Here is a 22,187-nt window from a genome sequence, read left to right as displayed (position 1 = left end):
GGGCATCTATCGTAACGTGTCGCTACTCGCCGCCAGTCCTTCAACCTACCGAACATGATCTCTATGCGGTTGCGTCGTCTGTAGCGTCGCTTGTCTTAATTCACGGTCTTCTGGCGCGACTTCCGATCTCGGATGCAGGCTTTTATCCCTCTGTCCTGCAACGCTTTTCGCAGCCAGTCAGCATCATAGCCCCGGTCCGCCAGGAACCAGTCAGCCTGCGGTAGGGTGTCCAGAAGCGCCGCCGCGCCGGTGTAATCGCTTACCTGTCCTGCTGACAGGAGAAGGCGGATAGGCCTGCCTTTTGCGTCAGTGACGGCGTGCAGCTTCGTGTTCATGCCGCCTTTTGTTCGACCGATTTGGCGAGCGCGCCCCCCTTTTTCGCCCGTAAGCTGCAAGCCGTGCCATGCGCCTTCAGATAAGTGGCATCGATCATGATCGTCTTCGGATCGGTGCTTTCGGCGGCCAGACCGACCATGATCCGGGCGAAGACACCATTGCCACTCCCGCGCCTCCAGCGATTGTAGAGCGTCTTTGCTGGTCCGTGTTCATTTGGTGCATCGCACCATCGCAAGCCATTGCGATTGATGAAGATAATGCCGCTTAGCACCCGCAGGTCATCAACTCGCGGACGGCCATGGTTCTTGGGAAAGTAGGGGCGAAGGCGCGACATCTGCGCTTCCGTCGGCCAGAACAGGTTGCTCATTGATCAGGACTCCTTGCGGCAGCCAGAATCACGCAAAGGGCATAAAATCAATGGGTCTGGAGCCTATAGAACCGTGGGACACTTTGCCTGTAATCTCTTGAATCTAGAAAAGGCAACAAATTGGCCGCGTGGGACGCACTGGGACTGAAAACATCGCAAAATGCCTGATCTAAGCATCCCTTCACCCGCTCCAATCCTTCCCGACATCTATCTGATGCGCCACGGCGAAACCGCGTGGAACGTTCAGGACCGCCTGCAGGGCATCCTGGATTCGCCGCTGACGGACCGCGGCATCGAACAGGCCCGCCGCCTGGCCGAACTGTCAAACGGGATCGCGGGTCGTCGGATCAGCAGTCCGCAGGGCAGGGCCGTCGCCACCGCGCGCATCGCCTTCGGCCAGGATTTCGCCACAGACCCGCGCCTGTCCGAGATCGACGTTGGGGATTTCACCGGCAGGCTGCTGTCCGACCTGCGCGGCGAACATCCGGGCATCTTCATCGACGATTTCGGCTGGTACGACCGCTGCCCGGGGGGCGAGGGGTTCGCCCGGCTGGCCACCCGCTGCCGCAGCCTACTGGACGATCTGGACGGGCCCGCGCTGATCGTCACGCATGGGGTCACGCTGCGGATGCTGCGATGCCTGATCCTGGGGCTGCCGATCGACCGGATCGGGCAGGGCGAGGCACGGCAGGGCGCGATCCATGCCTTCCGCCAGGGACACGAAAGCCTGATCGCGGATTAGCCCTTGCAACGCGCCGCGATTTGCTTTTCACATGCGCCACGCTACGGATGGCCCGTTAGCTCAGTGGTAGAGCGTCCCGTTTACACCGGGCCGGTCGGGAGTTCGAATCTCTCACGGGCCACCATGCCGCAGGCAAATTCATTGACCTGACAGCGACCTTTCGCCATCTGTTGTCTCGACCCGAAGGCGCGTGCCGCAGGATGCCGGCTGCCGACATTTCTTGACGACAGGACGATCATGCGGCGCTTCTTGAACAGCTCGACCCTTGTTTTCCTTGGCATCCTGGGGTTCCTGGCCTTCTGGATCGGCGGCGGCATGGCAACGCGCGAGGCCCCCGAACAGCGGCAAGAGGCCGAGATCCCCCCGCCCGAGGTCGCCGCCAGCATCAGCCGCGCGGAACGCATCCGCCCCGAAAGCGTGCTGTTCGGCGACGTGGTTCCGAACCAGCGATCGGTCCTGCGCCCGCGCACCGGCGGCATCATCGAAGAGATCACGACCGAGGGGACCCGCGTTGCCAAGGGCGATCCGGTCGGGCGCATCTCGGCCGACGACCGCGAGGCCGCCTTGGCGCGCGCCCGGGCGGAACTGGCCGCGGCCGAGCGCGACTATGACGCGGCCGAGCGTCTGCGCGATCGCGGCGTCACCTCGGATGCCGAGGCCCGCAACCGCTTTGCCGCGCTGGAAAGCGCCCGCGCCGATCTTCGCGCCGCCGAGATCGAGCTGGAAAACACCAACCTGACCGCGCCCATCGCCGGCGTCGTCAGCGACGTTCCCGTCGAGATCGGCAGCTTCGTGCAGCCCGGCGGAGAGATCCTGGAGATCGTGAACAACGACCCCCTCAAGGTGCGGATCCAGGTCCGCCAGTCCGAGATCACCTCGGTCAGCCTTGGCCAGACCGCCGAGGTCGAGTTCCAGGGCGACCGCATGGCCGAGGGTCGGGTGACCTTCATCTCGCCCGTGGCCGACAGCGAGACGCGGACCTTCAGGGTCGAGTTGGAGGTCCCGAACCCCGACAGCCGCACGCCCGCGGGGCTTGCGGCCAAGGTTCGGCTGCCGCTGCAGGAACGTGTCGCGCACCGCATCTCGCCCGCGCTGATCCGGCTGGACGACGCGGGGCGCATCGGCGTCTTCGTGGTGGCCGAGGATGACGAGCATCTGCGTTTCCTGCCCGTCGATGTGGTGCAGGCACAGGCCGAGGCGATCTGGATCACGGGCCTTCCCGAAACCGCGCGGATCGTGACGATTTCGCAGGGCGCACTCAGCGACGGGCAGCGCGCGCGTATCCGCGAGACGCCCGAAGAATATCGCGACGTCATCGGCGGCGATCAGGACGCGGGCGAGGCGGCCCGGCTGATCGGCGACGTGACGGGGGACTGACCGATGCAGGGGATCATCGCCGCCGCCTTCACCCGCGTCAGGACCGTGATCCTGCTGATGATCGCGCTGCTGCTGTCGGGCTTCATGGCCTATCGCACGATCCCCAAGGAATCGATGCCCGAGGTCGACATCCCGATCTTCATCGTCAACGTCACCTATAGCGGCGTCAGCGCCGAGGATGCCGCGACCCTTCTGGCCGAACCGCTGGAACGCCAGATGAAGTCGCTGGACGGCCTGCGAGAGATGAAGACCGTGGCCGCCGAGGGCTTCGCCTCGGTCACGCTGGAATTCGCGCCCGGCTTCGATCAGGCCGAGGCCGAGAAATCGGTCAAGGATGCCGCCGACGATGCGGAACCCGACATCCCGCCCGCCGCAGACGGCCCCTTCGTGCGAGAGATCGACCTGTCGATCTTTCCCATCCTGACCGTCGCGCTGTCGGGGCAGGTGCCCGAACGCGACCTGATCCGGCTGGGCCGCGACCTGTCCGACCGCATCGAGACGGTGTCGGGCGTCCTGCAGGCCGATCTGACCGGCGATCGAGAGGACCAGCTGGAGGTGCTGATCGACCCGATCGCGCTTGAAACTTATGGCATCGCGCCGGGGCAGCTGGCGCAGGCGGTGCAGGCCAACAACCAGCTGATCGCGGCGGGCTCCTTCGACAACGGCGCGGGGCGGCTTGCCGTGTCGATCCCCGGCACGGTCGTGCAGCTGGACGAGATCATGTCCATTCCGGTGCTGGTGGACGGCAATACCGTGCTGCGCGTGCAGGACGTGGCCGAGGTGCGCCAGACCTTCAAGGACGCGACCAGCTTCGCGCGGATCGACGGCCAGCCCGCGCTGGCCATCGACGTGCGGAAATCGGCGGGCGCCAACATCATCGACACCGTGGCCGAGGTCCGCCAGGCGGTCGAGGAGATGTCGGCCGACTGGCCCCCGCAGGTTCAGGTGACCTTCCTGAACGACCAGTCGCAGGAAATGCTCGACCTGCTGTCCGACCTGCAGAACAACGTGATCGCGGCGGTCGTGCTGGTGATGCTGGTGACGGTGCTGTTCCTGGGCGTCCGCGCTTCGATGCTGGTCGCGGTGGCAATCCCGGGCGCGTTCCTGTCGGGCATCCTGATCATCTGGGCCCTGGGCTTCACGCTGAACGTCATCGTGCTGTTCTCGTTGATCCTGGTCGTGGGGATGCTGGTCGATGGCGCCATCGTCGTGGTCGAGCTGGGCGAACGCCTGATCGCGCAGGGCCACCGCAAGCGCGATGCCTTCCGCATGGCGGCGCAGCGCATGGCCTGGCCGATCATCGCCTCGACCGCGACGACGCTGGCGGTGTTCTTCCCGCTGCTGTTCTGGCCGGGGCTGGCGGGGCAGTTCATGTTCTACCTGCCCGCCACGATGATCGCGACGCTGATCATGTCGCTGATCATGGCGCTGGTCTTCGTGCCCGTGACCGGCACGGTGCTGGGCAAGGCGCAGGACCGCCTGCCCGAGGATGAACCCGACGAGATTCCGTCCGCGATCAACAGCCTGTCGCGCTGGACCATTGCGCGGCCCGGACTGACGCTGGCGCTGTCGGCGGCGCTGATGGTCGCGGTCATCTTTGCCTATGCCCAGCTTGGCCGCGGGGTCGAGTTCTTTCCCGAGACCGATGCGGAACGCGCGCAGGTCCAGATCACGGCCTCGGGCAACCTGTCGGTGCGCGAATCCGATCAGCTGGTCCGGCTGGTCGAGGATCGCGTCAGCCGCATCGACGGGGTGGATCGCGTCTATGCCCGCACCATCGGCAGCGTCGAGGAACGCGTCCGCTCCAGCCTGCCAAGCGACGTGATCGGCCAGATCCAGGTCGAGTTCACGGACTGGCAGACCCGCGAACCCTCGGGGCAGGTGATCGAGGCGATGCGGCAGGCGGCCTCGGACGTGCCGGGCCTCGGCATCCAGGTCGAGGCCGCGGCATCTGGTCCCGCCGAGGCGCGTCCCGTCCAGGTCGAGGTTTCCGCCGACAGCCGCGAGGTCCTGCAGCTTGCCGCCGCCGAGATCGAGCGCCTGATGAAGGCGCAGGGCAGCTTCGTCGACATCCAGAACGACACGCCGCGCCCCAACCCCGAGATCCGGCTGTCCGTGGACCGCGAGGAATCGGCCCGCTACGGCGTGGACATGGACAGCATCGGCACCTCGGTCCAGCTTCTGACGACGGGGGTCAGCCTTGGCACCTATTTGCCCGATTTCGCCGACGAAGAGGTGGATATCGTCCTGCGATACCCGCCCGAGCAGCGCGATTTCGAGAACCTCGAAAGCCTGCGCGTCCGCGTCCAGTCCGGTGCGCAGGTGCCCATCAGCAACGTGACCGACATCCTGCCCGCGCCCGCGCCGACCGCCATCACCCGCATCGGCGCCAAGGAGACGCAGACCATCAGCGCCGATCTTGCGCCCGGCGCCACCCTGACCGCCGAACTGGCGCGCATCGACCAGACCGTGGGCGGGATGGAATTGCCCCCCGGCGTCGATATCCGCTTCGGCGGCGAGGTCGAGGACCAGCAGGAGGCGATGACCTTCCTGTCGGGGGCCTTCGTCGCGGCGATCTTCCTGATGTTCCTGATCCTGCTGATCCAGATGAACAGCTTCTATCAGGCGGGGCTGGTCCTCTCGGCGATCATCTTCTCGATCGCGGGGGTCTTCCTCGGACTGATCGTCCGGCAAGAGGCGTTTTCCATCGTCATGAGCGGGATCGGCATCATGGCGCTGGCGGGTGTCGTGGTGAACAACAACATCATCCTGATCGACGCCTATAACGAGCATCGCGCCGCAGGGATCGACCCGGACCGCGCCGCGCGGCGGGCGGCGGCGGAACGCTTCCGCCCCGTTCTGCTGACGGCCACGACCACGGTGATCGGCCTCTTGCCGATGGTGATGGGGATGACGATCGATTTCGTCGGGCGCGATCTCTATTTCGGGGCGCCATCGGGGCAGTTCTGGATCCAGCTGTCCACGGGCATCGCGGGCGGGCTGGTGGTGGCGACGGCGGTCACGCTGTTCCTGACGCCGACGCTTCTGGCATGGGACGGGCGTCGTCGCGTCGCCCGCGAGGGCCGGAGGGCGGCGCGTCGCAGCGCCGCCGCCCCGGCGGAATAGGCGTTACTGCAGCGCCTTGTCGGTGACGACCGTGGTAAATGCACCCTCGGGCGCGGCCTCGATCACGGGGTCCGAACCGCCCGCCATCAGGATATCGACGGTGCGCTGGTAATCGGCCTGATCCAGCGTGCCGTCCGAGCCTTCGGTCAGCTTCGCGATCTCGGTCATCATGCGGGTCTGATGCTCCAGCGTCTGCGCGCCGGTCATGTCGTTGTCCAGCACGATCTCGGCAGCCTCTTCGGGGTTCGCGGCGGCATATTCCCAGCCCTTCATGCTGGCGCGCACGAATTTCGCCAGCGCCTCGACCTTGTCCTCGTCCTGCAGCGTGGTTTCCAGCGCATAGAGACCGTCCTCCAGCGTGGCGACGCCCTGGTCCTCGTACTTGAAGGTGATCAGGTCGTCGGGCGTCAGGCCCGCGTCGATCACCTGCCAGTATTCGTTATAGGTCATGGTGCTGATGCAGGCCGCCTGCTTCTGCAGCAGCGGATCGACGTTGAAGCCCTGCTTGAGCACCGTCACGCCATCCTCGCCGCCCTCGGTCGACAGGCCGAGCGTGCTCATCCAGCTGAGGAACGGGTATTCGTTCCCCGAGAACCAGACGCCGAGGGTCTTGCCCGCGAAATCGGTCTCGGGGGTCTCGATGCCGGATTCCTTGAGGCAGGTGAGCATCATGCCCGATGCCTTGAAGGGCTGCGCGATGTTGACCAAGGGCAGGCCCTTTTCGCGGGCTGCCAGCGCGGCGGGCATCCATTCGACGATGACATCGGCCCCGCCGCCTGCCAGCACCTGCGTCGGCGCGATGTCCGGCCCGCCCGCAAGGATCGTCAGGTCCAGCCCTTCCCGGTCGTAGAAGCCCTTGGCCTCGGCGACGTAATACCCGGCGAACTGCGCCTGCGTGACCCATTTCAGCTGCAGCGTCAGCTCTTCCGCGGCGGCGGCGCTGCCCATGATCGCACATGCGACGCTGCCCAGCATGATCCGTTTCATCATCCGTCTCTCCTGTCCGAATGGGGTCTCAGCCCCGGTTGTTGCGTTGCGAGGGGTGCCAGAAGGTCGCGCGACGCTCGATCAGCGCGACGATGGCGTAGAAGCACGTGCCGGCAAGCGCCGCCACCACGATCTCGGCCCAGACAAGCGGCAGATCCAGCCGTCCGACCGCGGTCGAGATGCGGAACCCCATGCCCTTGGTCGGGCTGCCGAAGAACTCGGCCACGATTGCGCCGATCAGGGCCAGCGTCGTGGTGATCTTCAGGCCGTTGAACAGGAAGGGCAGCGCGGCGGGCAGGCGCATCAGGATCAGCGACGCCCCATAGGGGGCGGCCCAGCTGGCCATCAGGTCGCGCTGCAGCGCATCGGTCGCCCGCAGTCCCGCGACCATGTTCACGAGGATGGGGAAGAAGACCATGACCACGACGACCGCCGCCTTGGAATGCCAGTCGAAGCCGAACCACATCACCAGGATGGGCGCGATGCCGACGATCGGCAGGGCCGCGACGAAATTGCCGATGGGCAGCAGGCCCTTCTGCAGGAAGGGGCTGCGGTCGATGGCGATGGCCGCAAGGATCGCGGCGGTCGCGCCGATCACCCAGCCCGTCAGCGCCCCGCGCAGGATGGTCTGGACGAAATCCGTCACCAGCAGGCTGCGGTTCTGGACGATGCTGGCCGCGATCTGGCTGGGGGCGGGCAGGATGACGGCGGGCACCTCGTGGATGCGGACGGTCATCTCCCACAACGCGATCAGGGTCAGGCCGAAGATCGCGGCCACCGCGGCGCGGCTGGCGCGCGTGTCGAAGCGCGCAAGCCAGAGGTTGATCGCCCAGCCGCCCAGCCAGACGCCGATGATGGGAAGCGTGCTCATGCGCGGTGCCCTATGCGTGCAAGGGTCCCGCGTTCGATGCGGGCGACGATGGCGACAAGGATCGCGGCAAGCGCGGCGGCGGTGAACAGCGCGGCCCAGATCTGGACGGTCTGCCCATAGTAGCTGCCTGACAGCAGGCGCGCGCCCAGGCCTGCGGTCGCGCCTGCGGGAAGCTCTCCGACGATGGTGCCGACAAGGGCGGCGGCGATGGCCACCTTCAGGCTGGCGAACAGGTAGGGCAGGGACGACGGCAAACGTAGGTGCCAGAATATCTGCGTGCGGCTGGCATTCCAGGACCGCATCTGGTCCATCTGCATCGCGTCGGGCGTACGCAGCCCCTTGACCATGCCGACCAGCACCGGAAAGAAGCTGAGCCACGCCGCGATGATGGCCTTGGGCAGCAGTCCCGTGATCCCCATCGAGGACAGGACCACGATCACCATCGGTGCGATTGCAAGGATCGGCACGGTCTGGCTGGCGACGGCCCAGGGCATCACGGACTGGTCCATGCTGCGGCTGTGCACGATGCCGATGGCAAGGGCGGTCCCCGCGACGGCGCCGATGCCGAAGCCCGCCAGCGTCGCGGACAGCGTCACCCAAGCATGCCAGACCAGGCTGCGCGGCGAGGTGATCTTCTGCCCCGCGAGCCCCTGATAGAGGCCTGCTGCGACCTGATGCGGCGCGGGCAGCACGGGGCGGTCCTGCGTCAGGGTCAGCCCGACCATCTGCATGGCCGAAACCTGCGTGCCTGCGCGCGCTGCCTGATCGCGTTCCCACCTGGCGTTCATGCCGATGGCCGCCGCGTACCACACCGCGACGATGACTAGCAGCACGGTTGAGACGGGCAAGATGCCCCCCAGATCCGGGCGTGGCAGGCGAAGGCGGGGCATGGGCATCGCTCCGTCAGTCATGGCCGTGCCCGTCGCGCAGGGCCTCGCGCACCTCGTGGGCAAGCGCGATGAATTCGGGCGTGTCGCGGATATCCAGCGGACGGTCGGCGGGCAGGGGGCTGTCGATGATCCGCGATATCCGCCCCGGACGCGGCGACATCACGACGATCCGGGTCGAGAGATAGACCGCCTCGGGGATCGAATGCGTGACGAAGCCGATGGTCTTGCCGGTCTTGCGCCACAATTGCAGCAGCGCCTCGTTCAGACGGTCGCGCACGATCTCGTCCAGCGCGCCGAAGGGTTCGTCCATCAGCAGGATGTCGGCATCGAAGGCCAGCGCCCGCGCAATCGAGGCGCGCTGCTGCATGCCCCCCGACAGCTGCCACGGGTATTTGTTGCCGAAACCGCCCAGCTCGACCAGGTCAAGGACGCGGGCGACCCTCTCGGCCCTTTCGGATTTCGAGAAACCCATGATCTGCAGCGGAAGCGCGATGTTCCCCGCGATGGTCCGCCACGGAAACAGCCCCGGCGCCTGGAAGACATAGCCATAGGCCCGCGCGCGCCGCGCCGCATCGGGATCGCGACCCGCGACGCTGAGACTGCCGCCGGTCGGCGTTTCCAGCGCGGCGATGCTGCGCAGCAGGGTCGTCTTGCCACAACCCGAAGGCCCGATGAAGCTGACGAAATCGCCGCGTTCGATGGACAGGTTCACCGCGCTCAGGGCGTGGACCGGGCCATCGGCGGTCGGAAAGGTCAGGCTGACATTCTGCGCGTCGATCACGCTCATCCGGCGCTCCTTCGTTCGGGCCCAACGGGCATCGGTCATCCGCCCGGCGGAACGCGTCCCGCCGGTGGTTCAGGTCATCGGTGGGCAGTGCCCTCAGGTCACGATTTCTGCGGCATCCAGAACCGCGTGCAGCAGCACGTCGCAACCTGCCTTCGCCCATTCGGGGCTGATCTCCTCGGCCTCGTTATGCGACAGGCCGTCGACGCAGGGGCAGAAGATCATCGCGGTCGGCGCGACCTGGTTGATCCAGCATGCGTCATGGCCGGCGCCCGACACGATATCCATATGCGACAGCCCCAGCCGCTTTGCGGCGTCGCGGACCTTGCCGACAAGGGTCGGGTCGAAGGCCACGGGTTCGAAATGACCGGTCACCTCGATCTTCAGGTCGAGGCCAAGTTCCTTTGCGATTTCAGCAGCCTCCGCCTCCAACATCGAACGCATCGAGGCCAACTTGGCCGCGTCCGGGGTTCGGAAGTCGATGGTGAAGACCGCCTTGCCCGGAATGACGTTTCGGCTGTTGGGATAGAGGTTCGCCTGCCCGATCGCACCGACGGCATCGGGTTGATGGGCCATCGCGATGCGCTGGACGGCCTCGGTGATGCGCGCCATGCCAAGCCCTGCATTCACCCGCATCGCCATCGGCGTCGAGCCGGTATGCGCGTCCTTGCCGGTCAGCGTCAGTTCCAGCCACCACAGGCCCTGCCCGTGGGTGACGACGCCGATCTGCTTGCCCGCGGCCTCGAGGATCGGGCCCTGTTCGATATGGTATTCGAACATCGCGTGGATGCGCCGATTGCCCGGAACCTCGTCCCCGCGCCAGCCGATGCGGTCCAGCTCGGCGCCGAAGGTCTTGCCTTCGGCATCGGTGCGGCTATTGGCGTAATCCTCGGAATGCATGCCCGCGAACACGCCGGAGGCCAGCATGGCGGGGGCGAAACGGGCGCCTTCCTCGTTCGTCCAGTTCACGACGACGATGGGGCGGCGGGTGCGGATGCCCATGTCGCGGATGGCGCGCACGACCTCCAGCCCGGCAAGAACACCCAGCACGCCGTCATACTTGCCACCGGTGGGCTGCGTGTCCAGGTGGCTGCCGACATAGATCGGGTCCAGCGCAGGCTCGGTCCCCTCGTGGCGCATGAACATGTTGCCCATCCGGTCCAGACCCATCGTCATGCCCGCATCGCGGCACCATTCGGCGAACAGCGCGCGACCGGCGGCATCCTCGTCGGTCAGCGTCTGGCGGTTGTTGCCGCCCGCGATCCCCGGCCCGACCTGGGCCATCCGTTCCAGGCTGTCCCACAGGCGGTCGCCGTCCACGGTCATGTTCGCAGCCGTCATCACGGCGCTGTCGTCTTGCATTCCGGTCCCTTCCAGTGACCCGCCGAAGTCGCGGCGCAGGGTCGTCGTGAGGGCGGGCGGGATCGACCCGCCCGCCGGCGTTCAGGTCTTGAGAACCTCGGCCAGCGTGCCGATCAGCTGGTCGATCTGCTGTTCCGAGATGATGAGCGGGGGCGACATGGCGATGATGTCGCCGGTGACGCGGATCAGGATGCCGGCCTCGTAGGCGCGGAGGAAGGCGTCGAAGGCGCGCTTGCCCGGCTGCCCTTCGATGGGGGCCAGTTCGACCGCGCCGATCAGGCCCATGTTGCGGATATCGACCACGTTGGGCAGGTCGCGCAGGCCGTGCAGCGCCTCCTGCCAATAGGTCTCGAGCGTCGCGGCACGGGTCAGCAGCCCTTCCTCGGCATAGGTGTCCAGCGTGGCGATGCCCGCCGCACAGGCGATGGGGTTGCCGCTGTAGGTATAGCCGTGGAACAGCTCGATCATGTGATCGGGGCCCTGCATGAAGGCGTCGTGGATCTGGGGCGTGGTCAGCACCGCGCCCATCGGAATGACGCCGTTCGTCAGGCCCTTGGCGCAGGTGATCATGTCCGGGGTGACGCCGAAATGCTGCGCGGCAAAGGGGCTGCCCAGGCGACCGAAGCCGGTGATCACCTCGTCGAAGATCAGCAGGATGCCGTGCTCGCGGGTGATGTCGCGCAGGCGTTGCAGGTATCCCTTGGGCGGCATCAGCACGCCGGTCGATCCGGCCATCGGCTCGACGATGACAGCGGCGATGGTTTCGGCGCCGTGCAGCGCGACGATGCGTTCCAGCTCGTCGGCAAGATGCGCGCCGTGGTCGGGCTGACCCTTGGTGAAGCTGTTCTCGGGCAGATGCGTGTGGGGCAGGTGATCGACGCCCGCCAGAAGCGACCCGAAATGCCTGCGGTTGTTGACGATCCCGCCGACCGAGATGCCGCCGAACCCGACGCCGTGATAGCCACGCTCTCGTCCGATCAGGCGCGTCCGCGAGGCATCGCCCCGTGCGCGGTGATAGGCCAGCGCGATCTTCAGCGCCGTATCGACCGCCTCGCTGCCCGAATTGCAATAGAAGACGTGCTCCATCCCTTCGGGGGCCACGTCGACGATGCGGTTCGCCAGCTCGAACGCCAGCGGGTGGCCCATCTGGAATGCCGGGGCATAGTCCATCTCGGCGACCTGTTTCTGGACCGCCTCGGTGATCTTCGGGCGGCAATGACCGGCATTGCAGCACCACAGGCCCGCCGTCCCGTCCAGGATCTGTCGCCCGTCCGCCGAGGTGTAGTGCATGTCCTGCGCCGAGACCAACATCCGCGGATCGGACTTGAACTGACGGTTGGAAGTGAAGGGCATCCAGAACGCATTCAGGTCGTTCGGTGCGGGCTTGCGGTCAAGCGGCATGAATTCAAACCTCGGAAATTATTGACCAATTGGTCAGGGTCACGCTAGCACGGGGCAAAGGTCAGTCAAGAAACCCCGACCTTGCGGTGACGGTGGTTTCCAAACTGCCCGTTTCGCAATCATGCCAGAGCAGGAGCGGCAATGACAAACGGCAAAAAGTCCCCGATGACGCGCATTCAGCAGAAGAATCGGCAGCTGATCCTGGATGGCGCGCTTGGGGTGTTTGCCGGCAACGGCTTTCGCGGGGCGACGATCGACCAGATCGCGCAGGCCGCCGGTCTGTCGAAGCCGAACGTGCTGTATTATTTCCGGTCTAAGGACGAGATCCACAAGACGCTGCTGACGCGGCTTCTGGACATGTGGCTTGCGCCGCTGTCGCGCTTCGACCCGGACGGCGATCCGTTGGAGGAGGTGCTGACCTATGTCCGCGCAAAGCTGCACATGTCGCGCGACTATCCGCGCGAAAGCAGGCTGTTCGCGAACGAGATCCTGCAGGGCGCGCCGCATCTGACCGAGGTGCTGGAAGAGGATCTGAAGACCATCGTCGATCGCGCCGTGGTGGTCATCGCCGCGTGGATGGACCAGGGAAGGCTGGCGCAAGTGGCGCCGCATCACCTGATCTTCTCGATCTGGTCGATGACGCAGCACTATGCGGATTTCGACGTGCAGGTGCGGGCGGTGCTCGGCCCCGGGCATGATCCGTTCGACGAGGCCGAGCAGTTCCTCGATCAGCTGTATCGCAAGATGCTGGCGGTCTAGGCCGCTGTGGGGCTGGTCTCCAGAAGCAGGCCCGCCTGCTCGATCAGCACGAGGTTTTCCTTGGCCGAGGCGATCAGGTCCATGCGTTCGCCCGAGGCCCAATCCTTGGCGGCGGCATTCGTCGCCGCGATGACGGCTGCGGCCAGGATCTCGATGATGCGGGGATCGGAACCGGGCGCGCGGCGGTGCAGCAGGCCCCGCATCTGCGCGCGGCGTGCCAGCATCGCACTGTTGCGCAGGGCATTCAGCTTGGGGTCGCTGTCGCTGAGTTCAAGGATATGGGCGAAGATCTCGCGCTCTTCCAGGAAGCGCTTCAGATGCGCCTCGATCAGGCGGGACAGATCGTCGATCAGCTTGCCGGTGCCCTGCACGAAGATCTCGGACGCGTCGGACGGATAATCCGGCGGCGGACCCATCAGCGCCGCTTCCTTGTAGGCATAGTAGTTGAAGAAACTGCGGGTGCTGATGCCAGCTTCCTTGGCGATCGCCTCGGTCGTGACATTGCTCAGCCCATCGCGGACCGCAAGCTCCACGGCAGCGAACTGGATCTTCTTCGCGGTGCGAAAGCGACGGGTGGTCTGGGGGCTCATTCTTAACCCTTCACATTTGTTATGTCTTCAGGGTGACTTGAGCGGGGCGCTAACGCAAGCAGGATTATCGTTTACGCTTGTTAACACGAAGGAAAACGCCGCCCGCATCGGCGGATGGCGTTTTGGCGGTCACGCCTGTCCGTGCGATCAGCGGCCCCAGGTACGGACCGGCCCGCAATCCATGTGCACGAAGTTCGAGCCGCTGTAGCGGCCGACGCCACCCGCGCGGCATGCGACCGCCGCCTGGTACATCTGCGCGACCGAGCGCGACTTCAGCCGAAGGTCGGCGGCCTTGCCGGTCATGTGCAAAGAGTTGCGCGCGACGCCGCTGGATTGCCGACGCAGCATCGCGTTGGTCCGGGGCGAGCGGTAGCCCGACAGCATCATGTAGGGTTCGTTCGTCTGCATCAGCCGCGAGGATGCCGCCGCCACGTCGATCATGCGGGGATCCATGCCGATCGCCTCGCCCGTGCGCCAGTCGCGCATGAAGACGTTGATCTCGTTCAGGGCTTCGCGGATGTACTTGCCATCCACCCAGTACACGGTGTCGATGCTTTCGCCGGTGCGGCCGGAATACATCCGGACGCGGCGCATGTCGCCGGCACCGCGAAGGAAACCGAAGGCATTGGCCATCACCGGTGCCGCAGCCACGCTGGTCGCCGCGAAAGCACCCAGAAGGCCGCGACGGGAGATAAGGTCCATTGTCATGTCAGATCGCCTGTCCTGCTTCGTTCTTCGGCGCGCGGATTGCCGCGGCCCGTCGGGTTTAGCCCCGACTTCCTAACAATATGTCAAAATTCGGTGCGTCAGGAAACTGTTTCTGCGCAATCTGCACGAGTTCCGCCGATGGGTCGGCGGGATTTCGCCGAAGGGTTGTGCAGCCACAGTTCGCGGGTCTTTTGTGACATTTGCGCAACGGCATGAGCTTGCTGAATTTTCCGCTCGGTACCCATGCTGGTTGCCGGAACGTTCACATGAGAGAATGGCGATGTATCAAGGGGCATTCTGGTATGCGGTTCGCGACGAAACTGGTTCTCTCGGCATTTCTTGGCGCGGTCGCGGCCGTCCCGATGCCTGCTTTTGCTCAGAAGAACGTGATCTCGGTCACGGCTGCGGTGGCGCCGCGGCTGAACTTTTCGGCCGACCAGATGGCGCTTGCGACCGAGGTTGCGGGCGATCCGGACCTTGCGGCCTTCTATGGCGCGAACGGCCTCGAGCGCGTCTTCACGGGGCAGGGCGGTGCGCCCCTGCGCGCGGCGCTGAGCCAGGCTGTTGCGGCGATGCCCGCCCATGGCATCCCCTCGGGCCGCTATGACGACGGCCTGATCGGCCCGCCGCGCGATGCGATCAGCGCCGAGCTGATCCATGCCCGCCGTGCCGCGATGCTGCTGCGCGACCTGTCGGGGGGCGTGCTGGACGCGAACCGCGTCGACCCCGAGATCAAGCGCAGCCGCGCCGACATCTCGGTGGCCGAGGACATGCAGCGCGTTGCCGCCAGCAGCGATCCCTTTGCCGCGATCATGCAGACCGCGCCGCGTCACCCGGCCTATGCCCAGTTGCAGCAGGCGCTGACCGGCCCCGAGAACCTGAAGGTTTCCGCCGATCTTGCGCCCGTTCCCGAAGGCATCTGGCGCGAGGGTGACGCAGGCCCCGCGGTGACCGCGCTGCGCCGCAGGCTGGGTGCGATCGGGTTCGGGTCGGGCGATTCCGAAACCTTCGACGCGTCTTTGGCTCAGGCGGTCGCCGAATACCAGCGTGCGATGGGCCTTGGCGCGGACGGCATCGCGGGGCCGCGCACCATCCGCGCGATCAATGGCGGCGGTGCCGTCGCCCCCGAACGCCGCCGCGCGATCCTGATCGCGATGGAGCGCCTGCGCTGGATGGGCGACGCGTCCTTCGACGGCCGCTATGTCTGGGTCAACATTCCCGAATTCAGCACCACCGTCATCGAGAACGGGCAAGAGATCTTCCGCACCCGCAGCGTCGTCGGCAAGGATCGCGAGAATTGGCGCACGCCCGAATTCTCGGACATGATGGCGAACGTGGTGGTCAATCCCAGCTGGAACGTGCCGCGCTCGATCACGGTGCGGGATTACCTGCCGCGGCTTCAGGCCAATCGCCATGCGCTGTCGCACCTGGACGTGATCGACCGCCGGGGCCGCGTCGTGGATCGCGACAGCGTCGATTTCGCGGCCTATGACGAACGCAGCTTCCCCTTCCGGCTGCGCCAGAACCCGAGCGACGACAATGCCTTGGGCACGGTCAAGTTCATCTTCCCGAACAAGTGGAACATCTATCTGCACGACACGCCCTCGAAGCACCTGTTCGGCAACCGCGTCCGGGCCGAGTCGAACGGCTGCATCCGCTTGGGCGACCCGCAGGATTTCGCGCGCCTGCTGCTGGAACCGCAGGTCCGCGACGCGGCGGCGACCTTCCAGAACGCGCGCGACAGCGGGCAGGAACGCTGGCTGCGGCTGAAGCCCGCCGTGCCGGTGCACCTCGTTTATTTCACCGCCTGGCCTGACGGTCGGGGCGGGATCGACACGCATCGCGACATCTATGGCCGCGATGCGCGGATCTGGCAGGCGATGGTCCGCGAGGGCTTCGACGACGGGACTACGTGACGGCGGGGCTGCCGCTTTCGCTGGCACGGGGCGCCCAAACGCGGTAATCCCCGGACCAGAAGGAAAGGGGGCCCGAATGGCTGTCACGATCGAGGAACTTGCCCGCGCTCTGGATGCACGGATGTGGGGCGACGGCACCATCCGCGTCACCGGCGCAGGAGAGCCCGCCTCAACCGCGCCGGTAACCGAGGAGGGCGGCCAGATCGCCTTGGCGATGGCCCCGAAATACGCCGACAGCCTGGCACCCGGCAGCGTCGCGCTGCTGGCCGAGGGGATGGACCCCGAGGCCCTGGGCCTGCGTGCCGCCATCTTTGCGCCCCGCCCCCGGCTGGTGATGGCGGGCCTGACCCGCGCCTTCGATCCCGGCCCCGACATCCCGGACGGCATCCACCCGAGCGCGGTGATCGACCCGAGCGCGACCATCGGCGAAGGCGCGGCCATCGCGCCTTTCGTGGTGATCGGCGCGGGCGTCACCATCGGCGCGCGCGTGCGCATCGGCGCGCATGCCAGCATCGGTCGCGGCGCGCGGATCGGTGACGACGCGTTGCTGCATGCGGGTGTTCGGATCGGTCACGGGGTCGTCGCGGGCGACCGGCTGATCGTCCAGTCCAACGCGGTGATCGGCGGGGACGGCTTCTCGTTCGTCACCCCCGAGGAATCCGGCATCGAGGAGATCCGCCGCACGCTCGGGGCGCGGGCCGCGATCAACCAGCAGCACTGGACGCGGATCCACTCGCTCGGGGCGGTCGAGATCGGCGACGACGTCGAGATCGGCGCCAATGCCACGATCGACCGCGGCACCATCCGCGCGACCCGCATCGGCAACGGCACCAAGATCGACAACCTGGTGATGCTGGGCCACAACGTCGTCATCGGCGATGACTGTCTTCTGTGCAGCCAGGTCGGCATCGCGGGATCGTCCAGGGTCGGCGACCGCGTCGTCCTTGCGGGCAAGGTCGGCGTCAACGACAATATCGAGATCGGCGACGACGTGATCGCGGGCGGCGCCAGCAAGATCTTCACGCGCGTTCCCTCGGGGCGCGTCGTCCTGGGCAACCCCGCCGTCAAGATGGAGACGCAGCTGGAGATCCAGAAAGCCGTCCGCCGTCTGCCACGTTTTTCGCAACAGCTGTCCAAGCTTCAGGAAATCGTTACACGCCTGTCGGAAAAGGACTGATAGGAGGCCACATGACTGACGACATCAAATCCCGCATCCGCGCCATCATCGCCGAACAGGCCATGCTGGAACCCGATCAGGTGACGGATGACGCCACGCCGGAAGAACTGGGCATCGACAGCCTGGGCCTGGTGGAATCGATCTTCGCCATCGAGGAGGAGTTCGACATCTCGATCCCCTTCAACGCGAACGAGCCCGAGAAATCGGAATTCGACATCTCGAACATGGGCACCATCATCGCCGCGGTCGAGCGGCTGGTGGCGCAGAAGGCGGCATGAGCGGCAAGAAATCCGAGAAGGCCGCGCGGGCCAGCAAGGAAGCGCGGATCGATGCGGGGGTCGCGGCCCCCAAGGTCGCGACCAGCGCGGGCGAGCTGCGCCGCGACGGCCTGCGCCGCGTCGTGATCACCGGCGCGGGCACGATCAACGCGCTTGGCCATGACGTGAAGACCACGATGGAGGCCTATCGCGAGGGGCGCTGCGGGATCACCCAGCTGGAGTTTCGCGACGTCGAACGCCTGTCCATCCAGATCGGCGCGCAGGTCCACAACTGGTCGCCCGAGACCTATTTCAACCGCCAGCAGATCCTGCTCTATGACAAGTTCACGCAGTTCACGCTGCTTGCCGCCAAGCAGGCCGTGGAACAGTCGGGGCTGCATTTCGAAGGCGCGCTCGGCCTGCGGTCGGGGGTGATCCTGGGCACGGCAGGCGGCGGCCTGAACACCTGGGACGAGAATTATCGCGCCGTCTACGAAGAGGGCAAGAACCGCGTCCATCCCTTCGTCGTGCCCAAGCTGATGAACAACGCGGCCGCCAGCCATGTCAGCATGGAGTTCGGCCTGCGCGGCCCGGCGTTCACGGTCGCGACGGCCTGCGCCAGTTCGAACCACGCGATGGGGCTGGCGTTCCAGATGGTGCGGTCGGGCGCGGCCGAGGTGATGCTGTCGGGCGGGTCCGAGGCCATGCTGTGCTTTGGCGGCGTCAAGGCGTGGGAAGGGCTGCGCGTGATGTCCAAGGACGCCTGCCGCCCCTTCAGCGCCAACCGCAACGGCATGGTGCAGGGCGAGGGTGCGGGCGTCTTCGTCTTCGAAAGCTATGAACACGCCAAGGCCCGCGGCGCCGAGATCCTGGCCGAGGTCGTGGGCTTTGCCATGTCGTCGGATGCGCAGGACATCGTCATGCCGTCGGCCCAGGGGGCGGAACGCGCGATCAGCGGTGCGATCGCCGATGCGGGTCTGAACCCCGAGCAGGTCGGCTATATCAACGCGCACGGGACCGGAACGGCGGCGAATGACAAGACCGAATGCGCGGCGGTCGCGCGGGCCTTCGGGCATCATGCGGATCGGCTGATGATCAGCTCGACCAAGTCGATGCATGGGCACCTGATCGGCGGGACCGGCGCGGTCGAATTGCTGGCCTGCATCATGGCGCTGCGCGACGGCGTGATCGCGCCGACGATCAATTACCAGGAGCCGGACCCGGAATGCGCGCTGGACGTCGTCCCGAACGAGGCCCGCGAGGCCACGGTCGATGCCGTGCTGTCCAACGCCTTCGCCTTTGGCGGGCTGAACGCGGTCATCGCGCTGCGTCGCGTCTGACAACGCCCGTCCACAATTGAAAAGGCCGCGCTGGATGGCGCGGCCTTTTGCATGTCCTGTCCGGCGATTACTCGGCCGGAGCCTCTTCGGTCTCTTCCTCGGCCTCGGCCTCGGGCGCCTGGGCATAGGCCGAAAGCTCGTCGAAGGCGGCCGTGAAGCCGGTCAGAGAGACGGGCAGGCGCACGGGCTTCTCGGGGTCGCCACCGAAGGGCAGCAGTTGCAGCGTCGCCTCGCGGCCGCCCTTCAGACCGGCCAGTTCGGCCTTGGTGAAGCCCAGGCGCGAAACGCAGCCGACCGGTGCGCAGAACGCGAAGGGATAGCCGCGAACCTCGCCGCCGTCGATCTGCATGCCGACGCCCTCGATCAGGTCCGTCTCGAGCGGCGCGACCAACGTGGCACCGGCAGCGACATCACCGTTCGTCAGCGGCACCAGCGAGAATTCGGCAACGGCGTTGTCGTTCTGATCGCTCAGCAGCTTGTACATCTCGCAGGGGTCCTTGCCCTGGTCTGCGCGGATGCAGCGGATCATCCAGTCGCCATGCTCGGACTTGGCATAGTAGCTTCCGGGCGCTTCGCCTTCCTCGGTAGCGGCGCTTTGGGCGACGGCTGCCTCATCTGCGGGCGCCTCGTCTGCGGGCGTATCGGCGGCGTCGTCCGCGGTCTCTGCCGTGGCATCGGCCTCGGACGTGTCTTCGGGCGCATCCGTGCTGGTCTCTGCCGCGGCTTCGGGCTGCTCCTCGGACGGGGTCGCGTCCTGCGCCAGCGCGCTGTGGGTGAAGGCCGGAACGGCGATCAGGGCCAGCGCCGCGGCAAGTGCCTGCGAGGTGGTCTTGAGCATGTGTTTTCTTCCCTTTGCTCGATCCATTGCCGCGACCTAGCATGAGCCGCGCGGCTTGTCAGCGATTTACGGATCGAAGCTGGCATCACCATGCCTTGAGCACAAGCACCTGATGCATGGACGAAAATGCGAAAGGCCGCAGCTTTTGCTGCGGCCCATGCTTTCGCATTTCTCCCTGCCGGACTGGCCGGTCATCATTGCCTGCACGCTAGTCGCGATGGCGTGATCAGTCAACCATGCAGACATATCCTGAAGGTTACAAAAAGGGCCGCACCCGAAGGTGCGGCCAGTCTGGAAGGGAGGAACATCCGGCCCGACAGGCCACCGCGACCCGTGATCCGAACAATGGAAACTTGCCAAACGAACGTTAAGAATGTCTTTTCTATGCGAGTGTTGCGCCCCGAGGAGGAAAGATGGCCGGGATTCTGGATCTTGAGAACGGCACCGCCTTCGTCGGCGGTGCAGGTGCCGATTACGCCACCCCCGAGACGATCCTGCTGCAATATGCCAACCGTCACGGCCTGATCGCGGGGGCGACGGGCACCGGCAAGACGGTGACGCTGCAGACCCTGGCCGAGAGCCTGTCGCTGGCCGGCGTTCCGGTGTTCCTGGCCGATGTGAAGGGCGATCTTTCGGGGCTTGCGCGCAGCGGGTCTGAAACGGCCAAGCTGCACGATGCCTTCGTATCACGCGCCGACCGCATCGGCCTGACGCTGGATTACCAGGATTTCCCGGTGACCTTCTGGGATGTCTGGGGCGAACAGGGCCATCCCGTCCGCACCACCCCGGCCGAGATGGGCCCGCTGCTGCTGTCGCGCCTGATGGGCCTGACCCCGGCGCAGGAGGGGGTGATGAACATCGCCTTCCGCGTGGCCGACGAAGAGGCTCTGCCCCTGCTGGATCTGAAGGATCTGCAATCTATGCTGATCTGGGTCGGCCAGAACGCCTCGGACCTGTCGCTGCGCTATGGCAATGTCAGCACGGCCAGCGTCGGCGCGATCCAGCGCGCGTTGCTGGTGCTCGAGAACGAGGGCGGCGACCGCCTGTTCGGCGAGCCTGCGCTGGAACTGTCCGACCTGCTGCGTCGTGACGCGTCCGGCAAGGGCGTGATCAACGTGCTGGCCGCGGACAAGCTGATGAACGCGCCGCGGCTCTATGCGACGTTCCTGCTGTGGCTGCTGTCGGAACTGTTCGAGCAGCTGCCCGAGGTGGGCGATCCCGACCGCCCGAAGGCCGCGTTCTTCTTCGACGAGGCGCATCTGCTGTTCGACGACGCCCCCAAGGCGCTGGTCGAGAAGGTCGAACGCGTCGCACGCCTGATCCGGTCCAAGGGTGTCAGCGTCTGGTTCGTCAGCCAGAACCCCGCCGATATCCCCGATGGCGTGCTGGGTCAGCTGGGCAACCGCGTTCAGCACGCGCTTCGCGCCTTTACCGCGAAGGATCAGAAGGCGCTTCGCGATGCAGCTGAAAACTATCGCCCGAACCCCGATTTCGACATCGCGGATGCGATCCAGCAGGTCGGCACCGGCGAGGCCGTGACCTCGTTCCTGATGCGCAAGGGCCAGCCCGGCATCGCGCAACGAACGCTGATCAGGCCGCCCTTCAGCCAGCTGGGTCCGATCACGGCGGCCGAGCGCGCCGAAGTTCTGGCGAATTCCGCGATGGGTGTGAAATACGACAAGACGCTGGACCGCGAATCCGCCCACGAGATCCTGGCCCGACGCACCGCCGAAGCCGCGGCCAAGGCGGCCGAGGAGGAGCGCGCCGACGACGACCTGTTCGACATGCCCGAGGGGCAGTCGGGCTATAACCGCGGTCGCAGGTACGAGCCGCATGCCCGACCGACCAAGACGAAACGTTCGAGCCGGTCGGACAGCATCGCCGAGACCTTCGGCAAGAGCCTGGCGCGGCAGTTGGGCACCCGCACCGGACAGGCGCTTGTCCGGGGCGTGCTCGGGTCGCTGCTGGGCAAGCGGCGTTAACAGGCGGCGCTTGCGGAGGGGATCGCGGCGATCGCGGCGCGCGGACCAGGGTGCCGGGGCGGCGAAGCGCATCGTTCTGCGGGCGGGGACGGAACTGGATGACATTGGCGGCATTGTGCATGGGTGCGGTCCTTTCTGGTGCATGAAGGGACGCTGTCACAACCTATGCGGGTTTTGCCGCATGTTCTGACGCCGCCCGCGCCAAGGCAAGATTTCTTTAGGCGTTTGACCCCACGGTTTGATGGTGCGATCCGTCCTCAACATCCGAAGGATACCCTATAAGACAAGTTCGTCATGGAAGCGCCTTGCTCGTCCTGCGCCGCATCCGCCGCTTCACGGCCAAGCGCGACGACATGCGGACTGCGGCCTGGCCGAGC

The 22,187-nt window shown here is 66.1% G+C and carries 18 protein-coding genes, 1 tRNA gene and 1 pseudogene; 10 read left to right on the top strand and 10 right to left on the bottom strand.

Going from position 1 to position 22,187, the window contains the following annotated elements; genetic code table 11:
* Window positions 1–703, bottom strand: a pseudogene (locus F804_RS17190) (IS5 family transposase); the annotation flags it as partial.
* A gap of 214 nt (window positions 704–917) precedes the next feature.
* Between F804_RS17190 and F804_RS0110325 the strand changes: the two are divergent.
* From F804_RS0110325 to F804_RS0110310, 4 genes are all read left to right on the top strand, one after another.
* On the top strand, window positions 918–1,445 hold the full coding sequence (locus F804_RS0110325; RefSeq protein WP_040595953.1) for a histidine phosphatase family protein: 528 nt from the start codon (window positions 918–920) through the stop codon (window positions 1,443–1,445).
* A 49-nt stretch (window positions 1,446–1,494) separates the two neighbouring features.
* A tRNA-Val gene (locus F804_RS0110320) sits at window positions 1,495–1,569 on the top strand.
* 113 nt (window positions 1,570–1,682) lie between these two features.
* Window positions 1,683–2,822: an efflux RND transporter periplasmic adaptor subunit gene (locus tag F804_RS16240; RefSeq protein ID WP_022707672.1), complete on the top strand. Its 1,140-nt coding sequence runs from the start codon at window positions 1,683–1,685 to the stop codon at window positions 2,820–2,822.
* A gap of 3 nt (window positions 2,823–2,825) precedes the next feature.
* Window positions 2,826–5,948: an efflux RND transporter permease subunit gene (locus F804_RS0110310; RefSeq protein WP_022707671.1), complete on the top strand. Its 3,123-nt coding sequence runs from the start codon at window positions 2,826–2,828 to the stop codon at window positions 5,946–5,948.
* Between the two features lie 3 nt (window positions 5,949–5,951).
* Here the strand turns inward: F804_RS0110310 and F804_RS0110305 are convergent, their stop codons facing one another.
* From F804_RS0110305 to aptA, 6 genes are all read right to left on the bottom strand, one after another.
* Complete coding sequence (locus F804_RS0110305; protein ID WP_028725858.1) at window positions 5,952–6,935, bottom strand: ABC transporter substrate-binding protein; 984 nt, start codon at window positions 6,933–6,935, stop codon at window positions 5,952–5,954.
* A gap of 28 nt (window positions 6,936–6,963) precedes the next feature.
* Window positions 6,964–7,806, bottom strand: a complete 843-nt coding sequence (locus F804_RS0110300; protein ID WP_022707669.1) for an ABC transporter permease — start codon at window positions 7,804–7,806, stop codon at window positions 6,964–6,966.
* A complete protein-coding gene (locus tag F804_RS0110295) occupies window positions 7,803–8,696 on the bottom strand; it encodes an ABC transporter permease (RefSeq protein WP_051142359.1) in 894 nt (297 codons plus the stop codon). The genes F804_RS0110300 and F804_RS0110295 overlap by 4 nt, the downstream gene beginning before the upstream one ends.
* Before the next feature lie 13 nt (window positions 8,697–8,709).
* Window positions 8,710–9,483, bottom strand: coding sequence for an ATP-binding cassette domain-containing protein (locus tag F804_RS0110290; RefSeq protein ID WP_022707667.1), 774 nt, complete (start codon window positions 9,481–9,483; stop codon window positions 8,710–8,712).
* A 93-nt stretch (window positions 9,484–9,576) separates the two neighbouring features.
* Window positions 9,577–10,842 carry a Zn-dependent hydrolase gene (locus F804_RS0110285; RefSeq protein ID WP_022707666.1) on the bottom strand — a complete coding sequence of 422 codons (1,266 nt, stop codon included), beginning with the start codon at window positions 10,840–10,842 and terminating at the stop codon, window positions 9,577–9,579.
* 81 nt (window positions 10,843–10,923) lie between these two features.
* The gene (aptA, locus tag F804_RS0110280) at window positions 10,924–12,243 is read right to left on the bottom strand and encodes an omega-aminotransferase AptA (protein ID WP_022707665.1); all 1,320 of its coding nucleotides are present in this window, start codon (window positions 12,241–12,243) and stop codon (window positions 10,924–10,926) included.
* A 165-nt stretch (window positions 12,244–12,408) separates the two neighbouring features.
* Between aptA and F804_RS0110275 the strand changes: the two genes are divergently transcribed.
* Window positions 12,409–13,002: a TetR family transcriptional regulator C-terminal domain-containing protein gene (locus F804_RS0110275; protein WP_022707664.1), complete on the top strand. Its 594-nt coding sequence runs from the start codon at window positions 12,409–12,411 to the stop codon at window positions 13,000–13,002.
* Here the strand turns inward: F804_RS0110275 and F804_RS16970 are convergent.
* Both F804_RS16970 and mepK read right to left on the bottom strand, forming a co-directional pair.
* The gene (locus F804_RS16970) at window positions 12,999–13,592 is read right to left on the bottom strand and encodes a TetR/AcrR family transcriptional regulator (RefSeq protein WP_022707663.1); all 594 of its coding nucleotides are present in this window, start codon (window positions 13,590–13,592) and stop codon (window positions 12,999–13,001) included. The two genes, F804_RS0110275 and F804_RS16970, sit on opposite strands and share 4 nt — an antisense overlap.
* A gap of 147 nt (window positions 13,593–13,739) precedes the next feature.
* Window positions 13,740–14,300, bottom strand: a complete 561-nt coding sequence (gene mepK, locus F804_RS0110265) for a peptidoglycan L,D-endopeptidase MepK (protein WP_028725853.1) — start codon at window positions 14,298–14,300, stop codon at window positions 13,740–13,742.
* Between the two features lie 362 nt (window positions 14,301–14,662).
* On the opposite strand from mepK, the gene F804_RS0110260 reads away from it, so the two are divergent.
* The 4 genes from F804_RS0110260 to F804_RS0110245 all read left to right on the top strand — a co-directional run bounded on the left by F804_RS0110260 (window position 14,663) and on the right by F804_RS0110245 (window position 18,990).
* Window positions 14,663–16,216: a L,D-transpeptidase family protein gene (locus tag F804_RS0110260; RefSeq protein ID WP_245540345.1), complete on the top strand. Its 1,554-nt coding sequence runs from the start codon at window positions 14,663–14,665 to the stop codon at window positions 16,214–16,216.
* A 76-nt stretch (window positions 16,217–16,292) separates the two neighbouring features.
* The gene (locus F804_RS0110255) at window positions 16,293–17,393 is read left to right on the top strand and encodes a UDP-3-O-(3-hydroxymyristoyl)glucosamine N-acyltransferase (RefSeq protein WP_022707660.1); all 1,101 of its coding nucleotides are present in this window, start codon (window positions 16,293–16,295) and stop codon (window positions 17,391–17,393) included.
* Between the two features lie 11 nt (window positions 17,394–17,404).
* The gene (locus F804_RS0110250; RefSeq protein WP_022707659.1) at window positions 17,405–17,671 is read left to right on the top strand and encodes an acyl carrier protein; all 267 of its coding nucleotides are present in this window, start codon (window positions 17,405–17,407) and stop codon (window positions 17,669–17,671) included.
* 110 nt (window positions 17,672–17,781) lie between these two features.
* Window positions 17,782–18,990, top strand: coding sequence for a beta-ketoacyl-[acyl-carrier-protein] synthase family protein (locus F804_RS0110245; protein ID WP_028725851.1), 1,209 nt, complete (start codon window positions 17,782–17,784; stop codon window positions 18,988–18,990).
* Window positions 18,991–19,057: 67 nt separating this feature from the next.
* Here the strand turns inward: F804_RS0110245 and F804_RS16230 are convergent, their stop codons facing one another.
* A complete protein-coding gene (locus tag F804_RS16230; RefSeq protein WP_051142354.1) occupies window positions 19,058–19,828 on the bottom strand; it encodes an invasion associated locus B family protein in 771 nt (256 codons plus the stop codon).
* Between the two features lie 413 nt (window positions 19,829–20,241).
* On the opposite strand from F804_RS16230, the gene F804_RS0110235 reads away from it, so the two are divergent.
* Complete coding sequence (locus F804_RS0110235; RefSeq protein WP_022707656.1) at window positions 20,242–21,810, top strand: helicase HerA-like domain-containing protein; 1,569 nt, start codon at window positions 20,242–20,244, stop codon at window positions 21,808–21,810.
* Window positions 21,811–22,187: the final 377 nt, after the last annotated feature.

It is taken from the genome of Paracoccus zeaxanthinifaciens ATCC 21588 (assembly GCF_000420145.1).
Taxonomy (GTDB): Bacteria; Pseudomonadota; Alphaproteobacteria; order Rhodobacterales; family Rhodobacteraceae; genus Paracoccus; species Paracoccus zeaxanthinifaciens.
The sequence above is the reverse complement of the archived record's forward strand: the minus strand, read 5'-3'. Positions and strand labels throughout refer to the sequence as shown.

Bases quoted from the DNA above. Each gene is read 5' to 3' on its own strand.
- F804_RS0110325 (WP_040595953.1), top strand. From the start codon at position 918: ATGCGCCACGGCGAAACCGCGTGGAACGTTCAGGACCGCCTGCAGGGC.
- F804_RS16240 (WP_022707672.1), top strand. From the start codon at position 1,683: ATGCGGCGCTTCTTGAACAGCTCGACCCTTGTTTTCCTTGGCATCCTG.
- F804_RS0110310 (WP_022707671.1), top strand. From the start codon at position 2,826: ATGCAGGGGATCATCGCCGCCGCCTTCACCCGCGTCAGGACCGTGATC.
- F804_RS0110305 (WP_028725858.1), bottom strand. From the start codon at position 6,935: ATGAAACGGATCATGCTGGGCAGCGTCGCATGTGCGATCATGGGCAGC.
- F804_RS0110300 (WP_022707669.1), bottom strand. From the start codon at position 7,806: ATGAGCACGCTTCCCATCATCGGCGTCTGGCTGGGCGGCTGGGCGATC.
- F804_RS0110295 (WP_051142359.1), bottom strand. From the start codon at position 8,696: ATGCCCCGCCTTCGCCTGCCACGCCCGGATCTGGGGGGCATCTTGCCC.
- F804_RS0110290 (WP_022707667.1), bottom strand. From the start codon at position 9,483: ATGAGCGTGATCGACGCGCAGAATGTCAGCCTGACCTTTCCGACCGCC.
- F804_RS0110285 (WP_022707666.1), bottom strand. From the start codon at position 10,842: ATGCAAGACGACAGCGCCGTGATGACGGCTGCGAACATGACCGTGGAC.
- aptA (WP_022707665.1), bottom strand. From the start codon at position 12,243: ATGCCGCTTGACCGCAAGCCCGCACCGAACGACCTGAATGCGTTCTGG.
- F804_RS0110275 (WP_022707664.1), top strand. From the start codon at position 12,409: ATGACGCGCATTCAGCAGAAGAATCGGCAGCTGATCCTGGATGGCGCG.
- F804_RS16970 (WP_022707663.1), bottom strand. From the start codon at position 13,592: ATGAGCCCCCAGACCACCCGTCGCTTTCGCACCGCGAAGAAGATCCAG.
- mepK (WP_028725853.1), bottom strand. From the start codon at position 14,300: ATGACAATGGACCTTATCTCCCGTCGCGGCCTTCTGGGTGCTTTCGCG.
- F804_RS0110260 (WP_245540345.1), top strand. From the start codon at position 14,663: ATGCCTGCTTTTGCTCAGAAGAACGTGATCTCGGTCACGGCTGCGGTG.
- F804_RS0110255 (WP_022707660.1), top strand. From the start codon at position 16,293: ATGGCTGTCACGATCGAGGAACTTGCCCGCGCTCTGGATGCACGGATG.
- F804_RS0110250 (WP_022707659.1), top strand. From the start codon at position 17,405: ATGACTGACGACATCAAATCCCGCATCCGCGCCATCATCGCCGAACAG.
- F804_RS16230 (WP_051142354.1), bottom strand. From the start codon at position 19,828: ATGCTCAAGACCACCTCGCAGGCACTTGCCGCGGCGCTGGCCCTGATC.
- F804_RS0110235 (WP_022707656.1), top strand. From the start codon at position 20,242: ATGGCCGGGATTCTGGATCTTGAGAACGGCACCGCCTTCGTCGGCGGT.